Here is a 17183-nt window from a genome sequence, read left to right as displayed (position 1 = left end):
GCCTTTTATCTTATTCTCTGGTGGGGTTTTATCCTTTGTACCCCAACAATGCTGCTCATAATCATGAGGGTTGCCACAAACGAAACCCTGAAAACTGTGAAAAAAGCCTGGAGAAACCGTCTTTTTGCATGCCTGGTTTCAATAATTCTTCTGTTTAATCTACAGTTGCCAGTTATTCAACGAACATAATTGAGCATTGAGAATGGGCACAGCATGTTATTCAGTATGTATCTGGGAGTAAGATCAACATTCTGGTTGTAGGCGCCTGGTTCATCTGAGTGTTATCATGCTTCTCAACTGAGCCTCGTGTAAAGCAAAAAGTTTACACGAGACGATGCACAAAAAAGAACATACTCGGGTTGGCAGTCTCCCGCGAACGTGCTGCCCCGAGAAGGTAACCGAAATATTTAACCACCCACTTCCACGGCTCATAAAAACGGTGTGTCCGATGGCCAAAGAACGTATTAATCCGCGAATACTGGTGACCCCAAAGGCCAACAAGGTCATTCGGTATCTTACCGTACTCGAGGATGCGCCTCAGTGGAAACAATATCTGCGACAGAACGGGGGAGTCTGCTCCAAATGTTCTGCTCCCTGTACGGAGTCAGAACTCTGCATTGCGGCCCTCTCGGGGATTCTTCAGGTGCATAAGGGCACTGTTTCGCGGGAAATCCGGCAGGTAGCAGAATATCTCAATGATGAATTCGAGGATGTGGAATCAATCTACAAGGATGAGGACTTTGTGGAGCCAATTGTAATCAGGCGGATTCAGGAAGACAATGGAAGAGTCCGAAGGGCGCTCGTTCGTTCCAATTACCCAATTGACATGGTGGCACTCTACTTGATGGATGTTGAGAGAAAAAGGCTGAAGGAAAAACATCGGCTGGAGTAGTTACCGGATCTTTTGTAGTTCAATCGCGATTTTTGTACCAGTGTGTTTTGCGAGTTTATGAAGCGTTTCGACAGCCTGCTTGCCACCTTCAGGACCATAAAGGTACCAATCACCAATCTTTGCCGTATACTGTATGTTTATGGAAAGAGGTTCCTTTGAGAGATACTTTCCGACGTATGGGAAATCCCTGATGCCCTGATCATAAAGGAACCTTACTGCCATCGCGGTTATGCTACTCCACGCAATCCTTGCTCTCGGCCAGTTTTCAGCGTGAGAAATTGAAACCTCATGCCATTTTCCTTTGAAGTTTACGAAGAGGCGGGAGGGAACGTATCCTCTGAGGTCTTTCCCTACCAGCTGGTCAACATCAATCGCAGAAGACGGTAAATCCACTTCCCAAGCAGTAACGTACAATGTTCTGAACTTTGTGGTTCCTGTGCTCGATTTGTGCATCTCCCCTGTTGGATGGGGCGGCTCGATGCCTGCTGGAGGTTTCTGGAGAGGTATTTTCCGGTATTCCGCAGGAATTTCATTGTATTGATTGATTTTCTCTTTTGACAGCCACCTTAATCTCTCGGCTGCCCGTGAAGGCTCCTGCGCGTTTAAATCAACGGCGAGAATAACACGCTCTTCGAGGTCTTTCTCTGGCTCAAATGATTTTATCATCACCCACTGGAGGCCATTTGTAAGAATTCCCACGCGGACCCCGCGGTCAAAACAGTAACGTGCAAGCTGTCTGAGGTAACCCATACGGATTTTGCCATCCCTCAGAACCCACTCCTTTACACTCTTCACCTCAAGGAATGCGACTGTTTTGCCATTCAGCTTAAGAGCGTAGTCTGGCCGGCCTTCGCCAGTTTTCTCCTCTGGCATAACTTCATCTGGGTCAAAGACATCCCAGCCGAGAGCCATAAGAATCGGTAGCACCAAATGTTGCTTTGTGGATTCTTCGTTTGGGATTTTATTCTGGGTGGTTTTGATGTGATTAATAACATCCTTTACAGTATTCCAACGGAGCATGAGACTTCCCCCAGAGAATAAATTTTGGTTCGTTATGGGGAGTCCATGAAATCAAACAGATTTTTTCTGGGTTTCTCAACTGTTTTCTTTCTACTTGTTTTGTGTCTCCTTGGCTTGGTGCTTATACTTGCCAGCATTGTTTTGCCTGCTGTGGCAAAGTATTCTCTACTTTCCAGATAATCTTGAATTGTTCCCTCAGACAGGACTTTACTCTTGAGTCTGTTGAGCTCTCTGAGTGTTATGGCATTGCTTATTGAATGGCTTATTTTTTCAGCTACAGATTTTTGTCTGATATTCATTGAAAGGACTTCTTCCCTGAGTCTGTCCAAGATCGAATCGTGGAGATTTATTTTATCTGGATGCAGGTAATAATATGAATTTGTATCGAAGATGCTGGTATCTCGCTTGAACACTGCTTCTTCATACTCCTCCTTGCTCGGAAAACCTTTTTTGATCCAATATTCCTCAGTGTCGGCATCTGATTCTTTGGGTGGCCATACAATTCCCTTCCATGGGATACCTACAATATCCCCATATACGAAGGTACCGAAGATATCTGATGGCTTGAGTTTAACTTCCTTTGGATGTTCTCTCTGTGTCTTTTTGATGTTTGAGATGTAAATGATGACATTTTTGCTTTCCTCTCCGAAAAGATCATCAATAAGTCTTTTAAGAGATCTCATTCTTCCTGAGCGGCTCTTGGTGAATGTGTGACCTTTGAAGTCCACCCAAATGTTGGTATATCCCCTTTTGGCATAATGTGAAATGATTTCCTTTGTAGTTTCTGCGGGGTAATCAATGTCAAGAGGAACAAAGATTGGCTTGGTATTCCACTCGTTCAATACTTCAACGGCTCCATCAACGTATCTCACGAAGGATTGAGCCTCATAATTTACGGCGGTTGCACCGGTTTCACGGGCAAATCTTACATGTGGAACGAACAGTACAGTTGAGTATTCATGAAGATAATCCAGGAACCTCTCAAAGTACTCCATTCCAAAGACCTTCTGGGGGAACTTGGAAAATGAAATCGGAAGAGCAATATTGTAATTGGCCAGTTTTTCACTCAGCTTAAATGTGTCTCTGATATTGTCATCGTCACTTTCTCTGATTGCTTTGATTATTGAGTCATAACTTTTATTCAAGTAAATCGTCCTGTTAACCTCGAAGAGTGTCGCTTTTCGCTCTTTTAAGTCAAGAATCTTACTGCGAGCACGAGCAGATACGTCAGTACCCAAATAAAGAGTTCTTACTGGAGTTTCAAGATGAATTCCTCCGAGATCAATCTTTTTAATGACAAACCCAGGAACATCCTCCGCTGGAACACTCTCCTCAACCTCAGTATGCAATTCAATTTTCACCACTTTGCTCCACCTCTTTACGGAGCTGTTCCACAAGAGTTATTCCAGTTTTGCCCAGATTAAATGGTCGGCCTCCTTTTTCAATTGAGGCGATGACCTTGGAAAGAATATGAAGTACTTCGTCCTTCGTTATTTTTCTGTCCACTTTGTAAGCATTAACCAGGAATCTGAGGCTGTATCGGAGGAATCTCTTCAGCTCAGAAAAATTCTGCTCAACCCACTTTCTCGCCTTTCGGTCATCCATAATAAGAGAGTGAAGACTTCCCTCAATGTACTTGGTATAAGCAATTGCTACACTCTCATATTCCCCCTTTTCGAAAACTTTATCCCCAATTATACTGAGAAGAGCCGAGTAATCGTACTCGTCTACAAGCTCCACCAAGTTCTCCAATTTAATCCTCTTGAGAGATTCTGAGTTTTTCCTTGAGATTTCATTGTACACTACCTTCCCCATAAAAAAGTTATATCTTTTCAGGAGTGATGCCAGAAACCCCTCATCATGTATTTCGTCTTCGGAGAGGAATGCAATATAAAACGAACTGTCACCTACTACGGCCTCCCTGCTCTTCATATTATCCACCTTGCGTTTTTCGCCCTTTGGATGAGAGCATCTTTCATGTCCTCGGTTATTACACCCTTCCGAACGAGACGATTGACGATGCTCTCCGCGTTCTTCAGGATGTCCCTTGACAACTCTGATTTAATTGAATACTCTTTGTTTGTCTCGTCAGTATACAGCAAAAAGAGAAGTTCATCCCATGAAAGCTTCGAATAAAGGGGTACAATAAGTTCAACAGCAGAAATCAACGCAAGAGCATCTTTATCTTCCAAAGCCTTTTTTCTCAGCCCCTCGATAAGCTTTTTATAAGTTTCTCTTCCTTTGTCGGTGATAACAAGATACCCACCCTTGGCTCTCTCAGCCTGGGATTTGTTCTTTGGTGGTAGGTATTTCCAGCAGCCTACAACATAAAGGGGATTTTTTATTGAATCATCCAAGTCGTCGGAAAATGGACCTTTCAAATGAGGTACAAATTCAAGAAGTTTTCTTACTTCTGGGTGGAACTTCCAAAGAAAGAAGAATATCTTCTGTAGGTGAAGGACACTGATCTCGCCGCCAGCCTTCCCCAAAATAAGCAGGATAAGGTACTCAATGGTTTTGAGGTCATTCTCGTCATGAAACTCCTGGGCCATCTCCTTCCCCCGCAATACTGGCACATTAATGCAATCTTTTAATCCCCGATTTAAATTTTTTGAATTGATATTGTTAAAACCATGACCTTTCAAAGGCCTGCCTTCCTCAGAATTTCCCTGTACTCCTTCTCCTTGACGTACCTTCCAGAGACGGCGATGAACCTCGGCGGCTTGACCGGCTTCGGATACTTCCGCACGTTCTTCAGCTTGAGAACCATCCAGGGCCTCGGCCTTCTCCCGCGAGAGTGCCACCTCTCACGCTCCTTCTCATACTGCCTGAGCTCCTTTGGAGTGAGGAAAAGCTCATCTCCATACTTCCTGATGATGTCCTCCACGTTCGTGAACTGCTCAATCGCCTCAACCTCGCCCTCCCCGAGCCAGGCCTGGCCTTCCCTGGAGGCGTAAAAGACGACCTTCATGCCCGGCTGAACTCTCAGCGTCGAAGGCTTGACGAAGACTGTTTTGCCCCCTTCAAGAATCCTGTCAAGGAACCACTTCGGGACAGGGAATGTAACACCAACGATTTTCTCTTCCATGTGCTTCACCAATGGAATGTGGATTGTAATCTTTAAAACACATTTGCTCCAGAGTTTAAGGAGGACTTCATTAAACCTGGTGGGTTGTGGCGTGAAACAAGAGGCGCTGATAATCGCCATTGACAAAGAAGTTGGGGCAGTTGCACTTGTAAGTGTTCCCTACGAATATTTTGAGAGAGTTACAGATGAATTTTCTGGGATCAAACATGTAAAAGAGCTTGAAGGTGACAGAGAGAAGTATCTTAAGGAGTACTTCAAACCAACTCTCGAAAAAGTTCAAAGAAAGTATCCTCTTGAAGTGAAGTATTATGTGAAAGTTGATAAATACTTCTGGGAGGACGTTGAATATCTCGCAAAGTGGGGACTCGAGCTCATCGTGGATGATGGACTTTGGAGTGCAGTGCGAGACAGATTTCTGGATGTTCAGATATCCCTTGTCAAAGAGGGGGACATAAAAAATCGCATTCGGAAGCTTAAGCGAGAATTAATAAAGGCAAAACAGGAAGGGGACGTACGCAAAGAAGATGACATTTTCTCAAAGCTTAAACTTGAGAAAAGAAGAAGAACTCTTATAATGATCGCGGACAATTATCTTCACCTCAAAAAACGCGCCATTGACAAAGAACGGCGACAAAGAGGTAGAAAACATTAAAAAGACGCCAGAGACCGCCTGCTCCGCCGCCCCTTCACACCCCATCCCGGGGTCATGAACGGGGAACAGGCGAGAGAGTTTGTTTTGTTAATGTTGTTAATATTACCAATGTTATCTCTGCCACTTTCCTTAATAAGCATTTCGCCTCATGAATTTTATGCTGGACCTCGGTCGTTACACCATGTATCGCCCATCATCAAAAGGTATTTATTGCGGGCCGTGTTAAACACCAAGGGTGTGACCAACATGGAGAGGAGATTTATCGAAAGCCCCAGGTTCCCAATCTGGGAGGTTAATTTGAAGAGTTCAAAAGAAAAAGGTCCCGCAAGGCCCCCGTACTGGGAGATGGTCTTCTACTGGACGAGGAAGCCCCTCATCGGAGCGAGGGCAGTCATCGCCGGAGCGCTTCTGCCCGAGGATATTGATGAAAACCGCTTCAAAACCATGATCGGATTGAATGAAAAGACTCCCCATCGCGTTAATCCAAAGATTCCGCCAGAGTGGGAGAAGTACTTCAGGGGCAAAAAGCTCCTCGACCCGTTTGCCGGGTTCGGTTCAATACCCCTCGAAGGCCTCCGCCTTGGATTGGACGTTACCGCCGTTGAGCTTCTGCCCACTACCTACGTCTTCCTCAAGGCCGTCCTCGACTACCCGAAGAAGTTCGGGAAGCCCCTCGTGAAGGACGTTGAGAGGTGGAGCAACTGGATAACCGAGCAGCTCAAGAACGACCCCGAAATCAGGGAGCTTTACGATGATGATGTCGCCGTTTACATCGGCACCTGGGAGGTGAAGTGCCCCCACTGTGGACGGTGGACCCCGGCAATCGGCAACTACTGGCTCGCCCGCGTTAAGGACGGCAAGGGCTACAAGCGGCTCGCCTACATGAAGCCCGAAAGGAACGGCGATGAGGTCGAGATAAGGGTGATTGACCTCAACGAAATCCTTGGGGATGTTTCGAAGGCGAAGGTGGACACCAAGAACGGTGAGATTACCTTTGAAGGCGAGGCCTACGTGAGGAAGGTCGAGGAGGCGATAAGGGCCGGAAAGCTGAAGGAAGACGACGTGAGGATAAGCGGGAACGAAGTAGTCTTTAAGGTTCCCTCCGCGAACATCGAGAGCAGGAAGAGCCAGCTCACCTGCCTTGCCTGCGGCAACGTGATCAAGTACGCCGACGAGGAGGGAAGACACTACACGGAGAGGGTTAAGGGCAACAACGAGTTTTATGTGAAGTTCGCGCTGAGGAAGTACCACGAGGGCGACGAGCGCTTTGCTCGCCAGAGACTGCTCGTGAAGGTGAAGGTCAAGGATAAGGATTTGGCCTTCGAGCCTGCAACAAAGGAAGACAACGAGAAGCTCTGGAAGGCGAAGGAGAAGGTCAAGGAGATGCTTGAGAAGAGAGACCCCGATGTGCCGACTGAACCAGTAGCTCCTTGGGGTTCAAAGGGAATGGGTGGTGACATAAAAACAATAACTTGGGGCCTTACCACTTGGGATAAACATTTCAACCCCCGCCAGCTCCTCACCCTCGTCAAGATTGTAAGGTTGATAAGGGAAGTGGGCAAAAAGGTCGAGGAGGAGAAGATTGCTGAGGGCTGGAGTAAGGAGAGGGCCTTTGAGTACGCGGAGGCCGTGACGACGTATTTGAGCATGGCGATGTTGAAATACGCATACTACAATTCAGTTGTTACTCGTTGGGATTCCACTTGGTGGAAAATTGGAGAAACAATGTCCACCCGTGGAATCGCAATGAATTGGAATTGGACGGAAAGTCCATGGTTTGGTAATTTTGGAGGAGTAACTAAAACACTTCCTGCAATATTGAGGGGACTTGCTTATCTCACCTCAATCATTTCCTCCTCCCAGAAAACCCTCGCGGACTTCACTGACAACTCCATCAAAGTCCTCCAGGGTGATGCAACTTCGCTCAACCTCGGCGAGAAGTTCGACGTCATTGTAACCGACCCACCCTATGCTGACGATGTTCCCTACACGGAGCTTTCCGACTTCTACTACGTCTGGCTCAAGAGGGCTTTGAGCGACGTCGAGAACGGCAAACTCGTCCCGAGGTTCCACAGGAGGGCGTTCTTCAAGAAGATTGGCCCCAAGTGGGTCGAAATAAAGACGCAGTGGGGGGAGTTCGCGAAGAAGGAGGTTTCAACAAACCCAGGCCGTTTTATGGATGAAGAAAACAAAAAGGAGAAAGCTGTCCAGCACTTCGAGAACCTCTTCAGCCAGGCCTTCGTGGCCATGAGAGAACATCTCAAGGATGATGGAATTCTCGTCACCTACTACGCCCACACCGACCCGGAGAGCTGGGCGAACCTCATCGAGGCTGGCTGGAGAAGGGCGAAGCTCCAGATAACGAGGGCGATACCGGTTAACACCGAGTCCGAGACGAGCATTGTAAGCAGAGGAAAGCTGAGCCTCGACACCTCAATCGTCGCCGTCTGGAGGAAGCTCCCAGGAGAAAGGAAGCCCGTCCAGCTCTCAACCCTCAAGAGGGAGATGGAAGAGAAGGCGAAGGCCTCAGCAAAAGAGTTCATCAAGTACGGCTACAACGGCCTCGACCTGCTCTACGGCGTCATGGCCGCTGTGCTTGAGGATGTTACAAAATACTCGGAAGTCCTCTCGCCGAAGGGTCCACTTTCAACGAAGGGGGTCCTCAACGACCACGTTTATCCAGCTACCATAAGGGGCATTATTGAGGCAATTGCAGAGGTTGAGGGTGGAAAGACCGTGAACTCACACGAGGGAGTGTTTTACACGGCCTACAAGGTTCTCTTCGGCAACAGGACGCTCAGTGCCAATGACATTATCCTTCTCAACCTGGCCACATTCACCCGCCCGGAGGAGCTGAAGAAGGCTGGGGTTCTGAAGGAGACCGGTTCAAAGAGCAAGAAGGAGTTCACGCTTTACGGCGTTGACACCCTTGGAAAGAAGGCCCTCGATCCAAAGGAGTTCCAGAAGTTCCTTTATGCGAAGGGCCTCAACCCGCTGGAGCCAGAGCCGAGGAACAGCATTGACGTTCTTCAGCTCCTTGAGTACTACGCCCTCCTCGGAAGATCGAAGGTCGAAGAGGAAATCGAGAGGCTCAGGAAGAGGTGGGCCGTCGAGGTGGAGGAGGCCCTCACGATGGCGAAGCTCATCTCCGACTACTACGCGGCCGTTTACGGGCAGATTCTCACGCCCCTTGGGGGGAAGGCGAAGGCTGACGAGAGAAAGATTGAGGCCGAGCTTGAGAAGGACGGTCACTTTGAGGTTCTCCTCATGAGGAGGCTCCTGAGGAGCGTTGGGGGTGGAATGTTATGAGGCTTGGTTCCTTTGAAATCTGGGACGATGTGATGGATGAGAACCTTGACATGCAGGTTGCGCCGGAGCTCGGTGACATCGTGAGTGGAAACGCTCCCGAGATTTACACCGACTCCAGAGAGTTCTTCAGGAGGACTTACTTCACGGACTCGATGCTTGAAATCCTGAACAGGCTCGTGGAGACGTTTGAAGGCGGTGAAAGGCACAACATCTTCCTCATTTACTCCCTCTTCGGCGGCGGTAAGACCCACACACTCCTCACGGTTTATCACGCCTTCAAGGACCCCGATGCACTACTCGACCCCGAAGTCCTCAGGGGCCATGACCCGGAGAAGCAGGCGAAGATGAAGAAGCTTGCCGAGAGGATAAAAGCCCTCGGTGGAGTTAAGGTTGTCCCGGTTTACGGTAAGGGAAGGCTCGGCCAGCCGAGCAAGCCCCTTGAGGTCGGCCCTTACAGCGTGAAGACGGTCTGGGGCTACATTGCCCATGCCCTTGGGAGATACTACATCGTTGAGCGCGACGACCAGAACGCCACCGTCCCGGAAGTTGACACGTTGAGGGAGCTCTTCCGGGGCGAGAGGGTTCTTCTCCTCGTGGATGAGATCGCGGACTACTTCGACAACCTTTACAATTCCGGAAGCGAGGACGACAGGCGTTATGCGAAGAACGTTGACAACTTCTTCGACAGGCTCTCCACGGCCCTTCTCGGCTCGTCAAGTGCAATGGTCATGACCCTTCCAATGGAGAAGAAGGAAGGGGCCTTTGAGGTTGAGGGCGAATACAACAGGGAGGTCGTCCTTGCGATTTGGAGTGCCGTCACGAGGGTTGGCGGTTCTGAGCTTTACTCCCCATTGAGGACCTCCGGAGCCAGCAACGAGCTCGTGGAGGTTCTCAAGAAGAGGATTTTCAAGAGTGTTGATGAGAACGAAAGGGCAAAGATTCTCGGGAAGATAAGGACTGAGATAAGCAACACTGATGTTTTCGGCCATGCTCCCCACTTTGAGGAAGAGCTGAGGAAGAACTACCCATTCCACCCGGAGTACGTTGATGTCCTCCGGACGATAATCGAGAGGACCGGTTTGCAGAGGACGAGGGACATGCTCAGGATCACGAGAATCGTCGTCAGGGAACTGGTGATGAAGTACAGCGAGACCGGCTTCGCCCCCTCGATGATAATGCCCTACCACCTCAACCTCAAGAACGAGAAGATACGGGGAATGTTCTTTGGCAAGAACGAGACGTTCATGGACTACGCCACGATCGTTGATACCGACCTTGAGGGTGCCAAGTTTAAGGACTTCCAGAACCCGAAGTTGGCTGAGATAATTCTGAAATACGTCTTCCTCAAGACGTATCCCTTTGACTCGCCGGTGCCGTTGCCGGGCTTTCCAACTGCTGAGTCAATCGCTCGCGGGGTTTACGAGCCGAACCTCTTCGATGCCGAGAGGTGGCTCCCAACGGATATCAGGGACACGGTGGAGGAGATTAAGGGAAGCGTCCGCTTCGTTTACCTCAACAAGAAGGAGGGGACGTTCTGGTTCTGGCGCGTTGCCAACGTCTCCCAGATGGTCGAGAGCAAGGCGAAGGAACTCCTTGAGATGAGGATCGGTGAAGTCTGGAACGAGCTTGTTAAGTACTCAAACAGGATGATCAAGGAAAGGAAGAGCCTCACGTCGACGAGGGGCAGGGGTGCCAAAATTGAAGACCATGTCACATTCTTCAAGGAGAATTATATTCTCGTGACGAAGGACCCTCAGGAGTTCCATGACACCCCCGACTACAAGCTCCAGGTTCTCGTGAGGGAAGACGTTGATGAGAGGACGCTCAGGAGGATCATCTACTTCTACGGAACCGGAACGAGAACCTACCGGGACACCGTCGTGGTATGTTACCCCGAGGAGGGCAGTTTCAGACATCTCCTTGAGACGACGGCAAAGGTGATGGCCTGTGATGAAGTGCTCCATGATATCAAAGTCAAATACGGAAAGTTCGGTGAGGAAGTCGTTAAGATTCAGATGCAGATGGTCAATGACATAAGGTCAAAGTCCCTTGAAGACCTTGAGTCCCAAATTGTCAGCTCCTTCAGGAAGGTTGCATATCCAGAGAACGACGAGGTTCGCATCGTGACAGCGCAGTCCAGCTCAAAGTCGGTTGTCGAAAACGTTTACTCCGCCCTCGTGGGCAACGGCAAGATTGTGGACGAGTTCGACTTCGACTGGCTCGTTGACCTCCTCAAAGACGTTGGTATTAACATTCTGAGGCCCGAAGGCTACTCCGTCTCGGAGGTCATCTCAATAATCCGCATGAACACCCGCCTGCCCATGATTGAGGACAGGCACCTCACCGATGCAATAAAGAGAGCCATCCTCGATCTCAAGATCGGTCTGGAGAGAGATGGAGAGGTTTTCTTCAAGAAGGTTTACACGGAAGTTCCGGATGTTGAGGAGGAAGGAAACCCACCGAGCGCTGTTAAGCCCAGGGACCTCATTCTGCCGAGGGAGGTCGCCCTCCACAGGCAGGTCTGCAATCTACTCAAGAACGAGAAGGACATAATCGTGCCAAAGGGAGACAAGGATTACCGCATAAAGACGTGGTATGAAGTTTATCCGCCTTCATCAAGCGTTGGAATCCCGCTCAGGAGCATCGTTGAGGAAAACGGGGAGTGCAGGGTGAAGGACGAGTTCGTTGATGCAGTACTCTGGGGTTACATCGTGGAGAAAAGGGAAGAGATTGAGATTACCGAGGGAGAGTTCGAGATCAGCATTGATATGCCCCAGGTTAAGGCAAGGCCTGGGACCCCCGTTGAGGTAAAGGTGCAGATTAAACCGCTTGGACGTGACTCTTTCGACGTTGAGCTTTCAGTAAGCCATGGCGAACTCGACTCCTACGAGGTGCACCTTGAGGGCGGAAAGGCCGTGGAGGTCACGTGGACACTCATAATGCCGGAGAAGAAGACTGTGGCGACGATCGAGGGGAACAGCCATAAGAGGAAGAGGTACGCGGACGTTACTCTCGTTCCACAACTCGGGGAGTGCACAATCGAAACCGAGACTCTCAAGGAGGAGCACAAGGGCATGCTCCTGACTGCAATACTTGAAATCGAAGGTCTGGAAATCCTCAACATGATTCCGGAGAGCATTAAGGGAACTCTCAGCGGAAGCATGAGAATTGAAAAGCCACTCTGGGAAGGCCGCTTCGAGGGCATTGACAGGGAAGTACTCTCCTACCTGCTCCAGGAGATGCAGGAGTTCCTTGGAGGCAAGGCAATTCTCGATGCGAACCTTCACGTTGAGGAAAAGGTCAAACTGGATGATCTACTCTTTGAGAAGCTGAGGCCTCTGAACGGTAAGGTGATCTTCAGGCTTGAGAAGGAGGAGTGCTGATGGAGGGAGCAGTGGAGTACCAAGTGAATCTTAAGTACATCAAGAAGGCTTTCCTGCCGGTTACCCGCGAGCAGAAGCTGGCGGAGTTCATGCCTGTGTTCAATGTGACGGGGGAAGGAGAGCAAAAGAAGGTTTCCGGGAAGGTTGAGGCCCGGGCGAGGGTTTACCTTCCCGAATTTCTTAATTTTGCCAAGAAGCTGGGGTTCAAGGTGGAAGCCAATGAGAGCCTACTCAAGTGGCTGAACCTTCCGCCGTCAAAGAGGGAGCGGCTTGAGTACAGCGGAAGCAAGAGGATTGTTCTTAAGACGCGCGATGACTACGCCTACCTGAGACTCATGATTTATGGAGTTGTCATGTCAGTCCTCAAAGATCCCAATGACTGGGGACAGCTTGAAGATTACGTGCTCTCAATGGAGCCGATGGCCCTGCGTTTCTGGGCTTCCAGGTTCAGAAACACGTATTGGAAGTACAAAAACAGGAGAAAGCTTGATTATCTTGCAAGGCGCTTCCTGGAGGTGGAATGGATTTGAGCGAGAAGATCAAAGAGGCCCTCTTAAGGGAGGTGCTTATTCACAATCCCGCGCTCTTTTACACGTCTCTTCGGTCTCCAATGGGGCCGCCGATAACTCCGTTTAAACACCAATTCCAGCCCCTTTATCATGCAATGGTGACGAGACCCGTAAGAATTCTCATCGCCGATGAAATTGGACTTGGAAAAACGATACAGGCCCTCGCAATTGCGAGGTACCTTGAGTTAAGAGGAGAGGCAAAGCGAATCCTCGTTTTGACTCCAAAGATTCTCCGTGAACAGTGGAAGCACGAGATAAGAAGGGTCGGCGGTCGGCCCAATGTTATCAGGAACGGAAGTGAGGTTGAGCGGGCCTTGAGAAACACTGCAGATCATTACACGGTGGTCTCGATTGACCTTGCAAAGCGCTCCCCTCATCGGGAGAAGTTCCTTGATATTGACTGGGATCTTGTCATCGTTGATGAGGTTCACAACGTTACGCTCGGCACTCAGAGGTACAAGTTCGTGAAAGATCTCATCAAAAGGCGGGGTAAGAATCTCAACGTCGTGTTCTTGTCGGCAACGCCTCACCGGGGTGACTCGAAGGATTACCTTGCGAGGCTGGCCCTTCTTGACACCACTCTCACGAAGGATTATCAAAAGCTTGACAAACCCGCATTTTACAGGAAGACGCGTGATACTCTTGTTCTGAGAAGGACAAAGAAAGTCGTGAACGAGCTTGAGGGTTATGAGGTTTTCAAGAAGTGTTACTTTGGAGCCGTTGTTGTGGATATAAGCGATGTGGAAAGAGCGTTTTTCAATGAGCTGGATCACGTCCTCTCTGAAATGCTCAAGAATGCTGAAGAAAACTCCCCCGTGGCTCTACTTGCAGTCCTTGTCAGGAAGAGGGCCTCTTCAAGCTACGAGGCAGCTGTAAAAACACTCACAAAGATTGCTGAAAGTGCAAACTCGGGGAGGAGAGGAAGCGCTCAGAAAGTCAAAGAGTACGTTGAGAAAGTGTTCGGGCTGGGGTATGACGAAATCGAGCTTGAGGATTTCGACGAAATTGATGATTTTGTCAACAGGATAATTGATGAGTATGCGGCCTTTCTCGATAAGAGGCAGGTAATGGCCCTTGAGAGGATTCTCCGGCTGGGAGAGCAAATCAGGGATAACGACAGCAAACTCAAAATGGTGGCGGAGATTGCCGCGTACCACATAAAGCAAGGCGAGAAAGTAATTCTGTTCACGGAGTTCAAAGATACCCTTGATTACCTGAGGCGCAACCTCCCGAAGGTACTCGCAGAGGAACACGGTCTTGAGCTGGGTTCAAACGAGATTTCAGTCCTTTATGGTGGGATGGGAAGCAACGAGGTAGACTCTGAAATGGAGAAGTTCGAGAAAAGCGGTAAGCTTCTCATATCCACGGACGTTGCTTCAGAGGGGTTGAACCTTCAGATTGCCAGTGTTGTAATAAACTACGAGGCTCCCTGGAGCCCAATAAAGCTCGAGCAGAGAGTCGGTAGAGTTTGGAGGCTCAGTCAGACGAGAGAGACCAAGGCCTACACACTCTTCCTCGCCGCTGAGACGGACCTTTACGTGCTGGAGAACCTGTATCGGAAGATTATGAACATAACCGAAGCCATTGGCAGTGGTCCGAGACTTGGTAGGCCAGTGTTTGGTAAGCAAATGCTGGAAGGCGATTTCGAGGCATTGTGGAAGGAAGACGCGGAGGGAAGTGGCTCTCTGGAAGAGCAGCCTTCAGAATTTGAGCTTGTCGTGGCATCCATAAAGAGGGAACTTTCTGGCTACGCTGGGGCAATTATACGGACCCTCAAGAACCTTCGTAGAAACCTTGAGCGGGTAATTCCTGCAGATACTTCAAAGCAAGTCAGGGAGGAACTTCAAGGTATCTTGAACCCTGAGGAGTTCGAGCTGGAGCACGTAAACGAGGTTCTCAGGCGCTACCTTACGGAGGTTCTCGATAAAAGAGACGTTCCGGATATTTCCCGTCTTCTCTTTGGGGTAGTGAAGAACGGGCTTGATGATCTGGAGCCAGTGAGGATTGGTGTTAAAGGACTGGATGGAGTTGAGCATATTTACCTCGTCAGAGTCATTGATCCTGAGAGTGGCAGTGATCTTCACCGGTACCCTGTGTTGGTAAGGATGAGAAATGGGCGGTGGGAGCTTTTGTATGGCATCAAACTGCTTGAACACTTGGTAGAACTCTTTTCCAGGGAATTCGTGATAATGGGCAGGCCGAAACCAAACATCGAGAACTTTACAGTCACAGGGCAACTTATGAAGCTTGCCCGGGAAGGATTGTACAGTATTCACTCCAAATACAGAGATTATGAAAGCGCATTTACCAGAGGACGATTGAAGAGGGGGCGCCTTTTCAAGAACATAAAAATCGAAGTCGGAAATGTTCTCATGCAAGTGGAGGGCGTCAGCGAGCGGGCATTTAATCTCATGAAGTATGTTCCTGGGGAGATTCTCGATATCTACGGGCTGTCTGAAGACGACGTTGAAGCGCCAACAGGGGAATACGAGAGGCTTATGGAGAGGAACTTCGTTCCGCTTGAGGATATCCTCAGGAGTGAAAAGAAGGCGATGGAAATCATCATTGAGCTTGAAAAGCGGAGGTTGGAGAACCAGTATGGCCCGGACGGTGAGTGGAAAGTCGAGGACGTTTCTCTCCACGAGCACTACGACATACGAGTGGTCGAGCCCTCTGGTGAAAAGTACATTGAGGTGAAAGGCCACAAGCCGCTCTTGCTGAATGCAGAGATTACACCTGCAGAATATGAGTTTGCTGTGAGGCATAAGGACCAGTACTGGATTTACATCGTGGCCAACCTTGGTGGGAAAAAGCCGGTGATCCTCAAAATCTTCAGACCTTTCGAGAGCGACACCCAAATTTACGCTGTTATTGACGGGAAGGATGTGGACATTACCGGAACAGTTGGGATTGATGTGAAAACAAAAGTCCGCAGAGTCTTGAAAGTGATTTAAGCTCTTTTTGTCTTCTTAATTATTGTCTCAAAAACTCAAACGTTTTTATAAAATCATTTGGAAATCTGAGACTGTTGAGTACCCCAGACAAGGAGTGTGGTCTTTGGGTACCCGGATCTTGGAGCAGATTAAGCAATGGCACCTCTCGACAAGGGTTGAAGAGCGTCTTAACGTTTAACGAACCGAAAAGATTATTTACCTTAAGATGGTAAAGTATCTTGGTGAGTTTCGATGGATTTTGGAAAGGCGGTTCATGCCTTTGTTATACTCCTGGTGACACTGTTCGTAACCATCAAGACTCCAAGTGTCGAGCAAGTACTGTATAATGCTTTTACTCCGTTTGTATTCCAAGCTTCTCAAACGATCCAAGCATATGACCTGTTATCCGCCATTCTTCTTTATGCAACTTGGTTCCTCGTGGGCGTTGCTGTGGTTGTTGCAATTGTAGCCCCTGTAAGAGATGCGCTTTTGGAGTTCATATCATCATTGGGGTGATGTAATGGACGTATTGGAGCCGCTCGAACAACTTGTGGAAGCTCTTGAAGTTTTTACCAGAATAATTACTGAGATGGCTCTTCCAAGCGCTGCATTTATTGCAGGTATCATCATGTATGCCTTTGTAGTGTATGTCAAAGACAAGCTGGCAAATGCCCTTGGGATTGAGCCGTCAAATATCTTTTATCAGCAGGCAAATATCCTTATAAACGGACTTTACGTCTTTGTTGTTCTCATGGGGGCAGTGAGCAGCGTTTTTGCGTTGAGACATCTTAAAGACCTACCAATTTGACTCCAAAATTGTTTTATCTTTTCTTTGCCAATTTGTTCTCGGGTGGTCTTTATGACTTACTGGCTCTGCATTACCAACCGTGCGAACTGGAAGGTGATTAAGGAGAAGAACGTTTGGGGAGTTCCAAGGAGACACAGGAACACGATTGCCAGAGTAAAGCCCGGCGATAAGCTCCTCATCTACCTCAAGCAGGAGCGCGAAAACAAGGAAGTCCTCGAACCGAAGATTGTCGGTATTTTCGAGGTTGTGAGCGAGCCTTATGAGGATTCAAGCAGGATTTTCAAGGCCCACGTGCCGAACGAGACTTATCCGCTGAGGGTGAGGATCAAGCCGGTCAAGCTTGGGGAGGTTGACTTCAAGCCGCTCATTCCAAAGCTGAAGTTTATCACGAACAAGAAGAGGTGGAGCGGCCACTTAATGGGCAAAGCAATGAGGAAAATCCCTGAAGAGGATTACAAGCTCATTGAGAGCCTTCTCTGACTGTTTTTGGTGCTTTTTCTCGGTTTTTCAATTGGCCAGATTATCCGGG

At 48.8% G+C, this 17183-nt stretch carries 14 protein-coding genes; 9 read left to right on the top strand and 5 right to left on the bottom strand.

Annotated elements, in window-relative coordinates; all coding sequences use genetic code 11:
• Nucleotides 1-448: 448 nt before the first annotated feature.
• A complete protein-coding gene (locus A0127_RS05680; protein WP_062389060.1) occupies nucleotides 449-892 on the top strand; it encodes a hypothetical protein in 444 nt (147 codons plus the stop codon).
• Here the strand turns inward: A0127_RS05680 and A0127_RS05675 are convergent, their stop codons facing one another.
• From A0127_RS05675 to A0127_RS05655, 5 genes are all read right to left on the bottom strand, one after another.
• A complete protein-coding gene (locus tag A0127_RS05675; protein ID WP_062389057.1) occupies nucleotides 893-1912 on the bottom strand; it encodes a type I restriction endonuclease in 1020 nt (339 codons plus the stop codon). It abuts the gene before it with no gap.
• Between the two features lie 32 nt (nucleotides 1913-1944).
• Nucleotides 1945-3276, bottom strand: a complete 1332-nt coding sequence (locus tag A0127_RS05670) for a hypothetical protein (RefSeq protein ID WP_062389055.1) — start codon at nucleotides 3274-3276, stop codon at nucleotides 1945-1947.
• Nucleotides 3263-3844 (bottom strand): hypothetical protein, encoded by a 582-nt coding sequence (locus A0127_RS05665; RefSeq protein ID WP_062389052.1) that lies wholly within the window; start codon nucleotides 3842-3844, stop codon nucleotides 3263-3265. The genes A0127_RS05670 and A0127_RS05665 overlap by 14 nt, the downstream gene beginning before the upstream one ends.
• Complete coding sequence (locus A0127_RS05660; RefSeq protein ID WP_156471159.1) at nucleotides 3841-4488, bottom strand: hypothetical protein; 648 nt, start codon at nucleotides 4486-4488, stop codon at nucleotides 3841-3843. The genes A0127_RS05665 and A0127_RS05660 overlap by 4 nt, the downstream gene beginning before the upstream one ends.
• 65 nt (nucleotides 4489-4553) lie before the next feature.
• Nucleotides 4554-5000 (bottom strand): DUF365 domain-containing protein, encoded by a 447-nt coding sequence (locus A0127_RS05655; protein WP_062389047.1) that lies wholly within the window; start codon nucleotides 4998-5000, stop codon nucleotides 4554-4556.
• A 16-nt stretch (nucleotides 5001-5016) separates the two neighbouring features.
• Here A0127_RS05655 and A0127_RS05650 point away from each other — a divergent pair, with 16 nt between their 5' ends.
• The 8 genes from A0127_RS05650 to A0127_RS05615 all read left to right on the top strand — a co-directional run bounded on the left by A0127_RS05650 (nucleotide 5017) and on the right by A0127_RS05615 (nucleotide 17134).
• Nucleotides 5017-5652 carry a hypothetical protein gene (locus A0127_RS05650; protein WP_156471158.1) on the top strand — a complete coding sequence of 212 codons (636 nt, stop codon included), beginning with the start codon at nucleotides 5017-5019 and terminating at the stop codon, nucleotides 5650-5652.
• Between the two features lie 246 nt (nucleotides 5653-5898).
• The gene (locus A0127_RS05645) at nucleotides 5899-8961 is read left to right on the top strand and encodes a DUF1156 domain-containing protein (RefSeq protein WP_062389041.1); all 3063 of its coding nucleotides are present in this window, start codon (nucleotides 5899-5901) and stop codon (nucleotides 8959-8961) included.
• A complete protein-coding gene (locus tag A0127_RS05640; RefSeq protein ID WP_062389038.1) occupies nucleotides 8958-12344 on the top strand; it encodes an ATP-binding protein in 3387 nt (1128 codons plus the stop codon). The genes A0127_RS05645 and A0127_RS05640 overlap by 4 nt, the downstream gene beginning before the upstream one ends.
• Nucleotides 12344-12874, top strand: a complete 531-nt coding sequence (locus A0127_RS05635; RefSeq protein WP_062389035.1) for a hypothetical protein — start codon at nucleotides 12344-12346, stop codon at nucleotides 12872-12874. Before A0127_RS05640 ends, A0127_RS05635 begins: the two co-directional genes overlap by 1 nt.
• Entirely contained in the window at nucleotides 12871-15867 is a 2997-nt protein-coding gene (locus tag A0127_RS05630; protein ID WP_231855733.1) for a helicase-related protein, read from the top strand. The genes A0127_RS05635 and A0127_RS05630 overlap by 4 nt, the downstream gene beginning before the upstream one ends.
• 231 nt (nucleotides 15868-16098) lie before the next feature.
• On the top strand, nucleotides 16099-16362 hold the full coding sequence (locus A0127_RS05625) for a hypothetical protein (RefSeq protein ID WP_062389029.1): 264 nt from the start codon (nucleotides 16099-16101) through the stop codon (nucleotides 16360-16362).
• A 4-nt stretch (nucleotides 16363-16366) separates the two neighbouring features.
• Entirely contained in the window at nucleotides 16367-16654 is a 288-nt protein-coding gene (locus A0127_RS05620) for a hypothetical protein (protein ID WP_062389025.1), read from the top strand.
• A gap of 51 nt (nucleotides 16655-16705) precedes the next feature.
• A complete protein-coding gene (locus A0127_RS05615; protein ID WP_062389022.1) occupies nucleotides 16706-17134 on the top strand; it encodes an EVE domain-containing protein in 429 nt (142 codons plus the stop codon).
• Nucleotides 17135-17183 lie beyond the last annotated feature (49 nt).

The sequence above is a fragment of the Thermococcus peptonophilus genome (assembly GCF_001592435.1).
In the GTDB taxonomy this organism is placed as follows: domain Archaea; phylum Methanobacteriota_B; class Thermococci; order Thermococcales; family Thermococcaceae; genus Thermococcus; species Thermococcus peptonophilus.
This window is presented reverse-complemented; position numbering and strand designations above follow the sequence as displayed.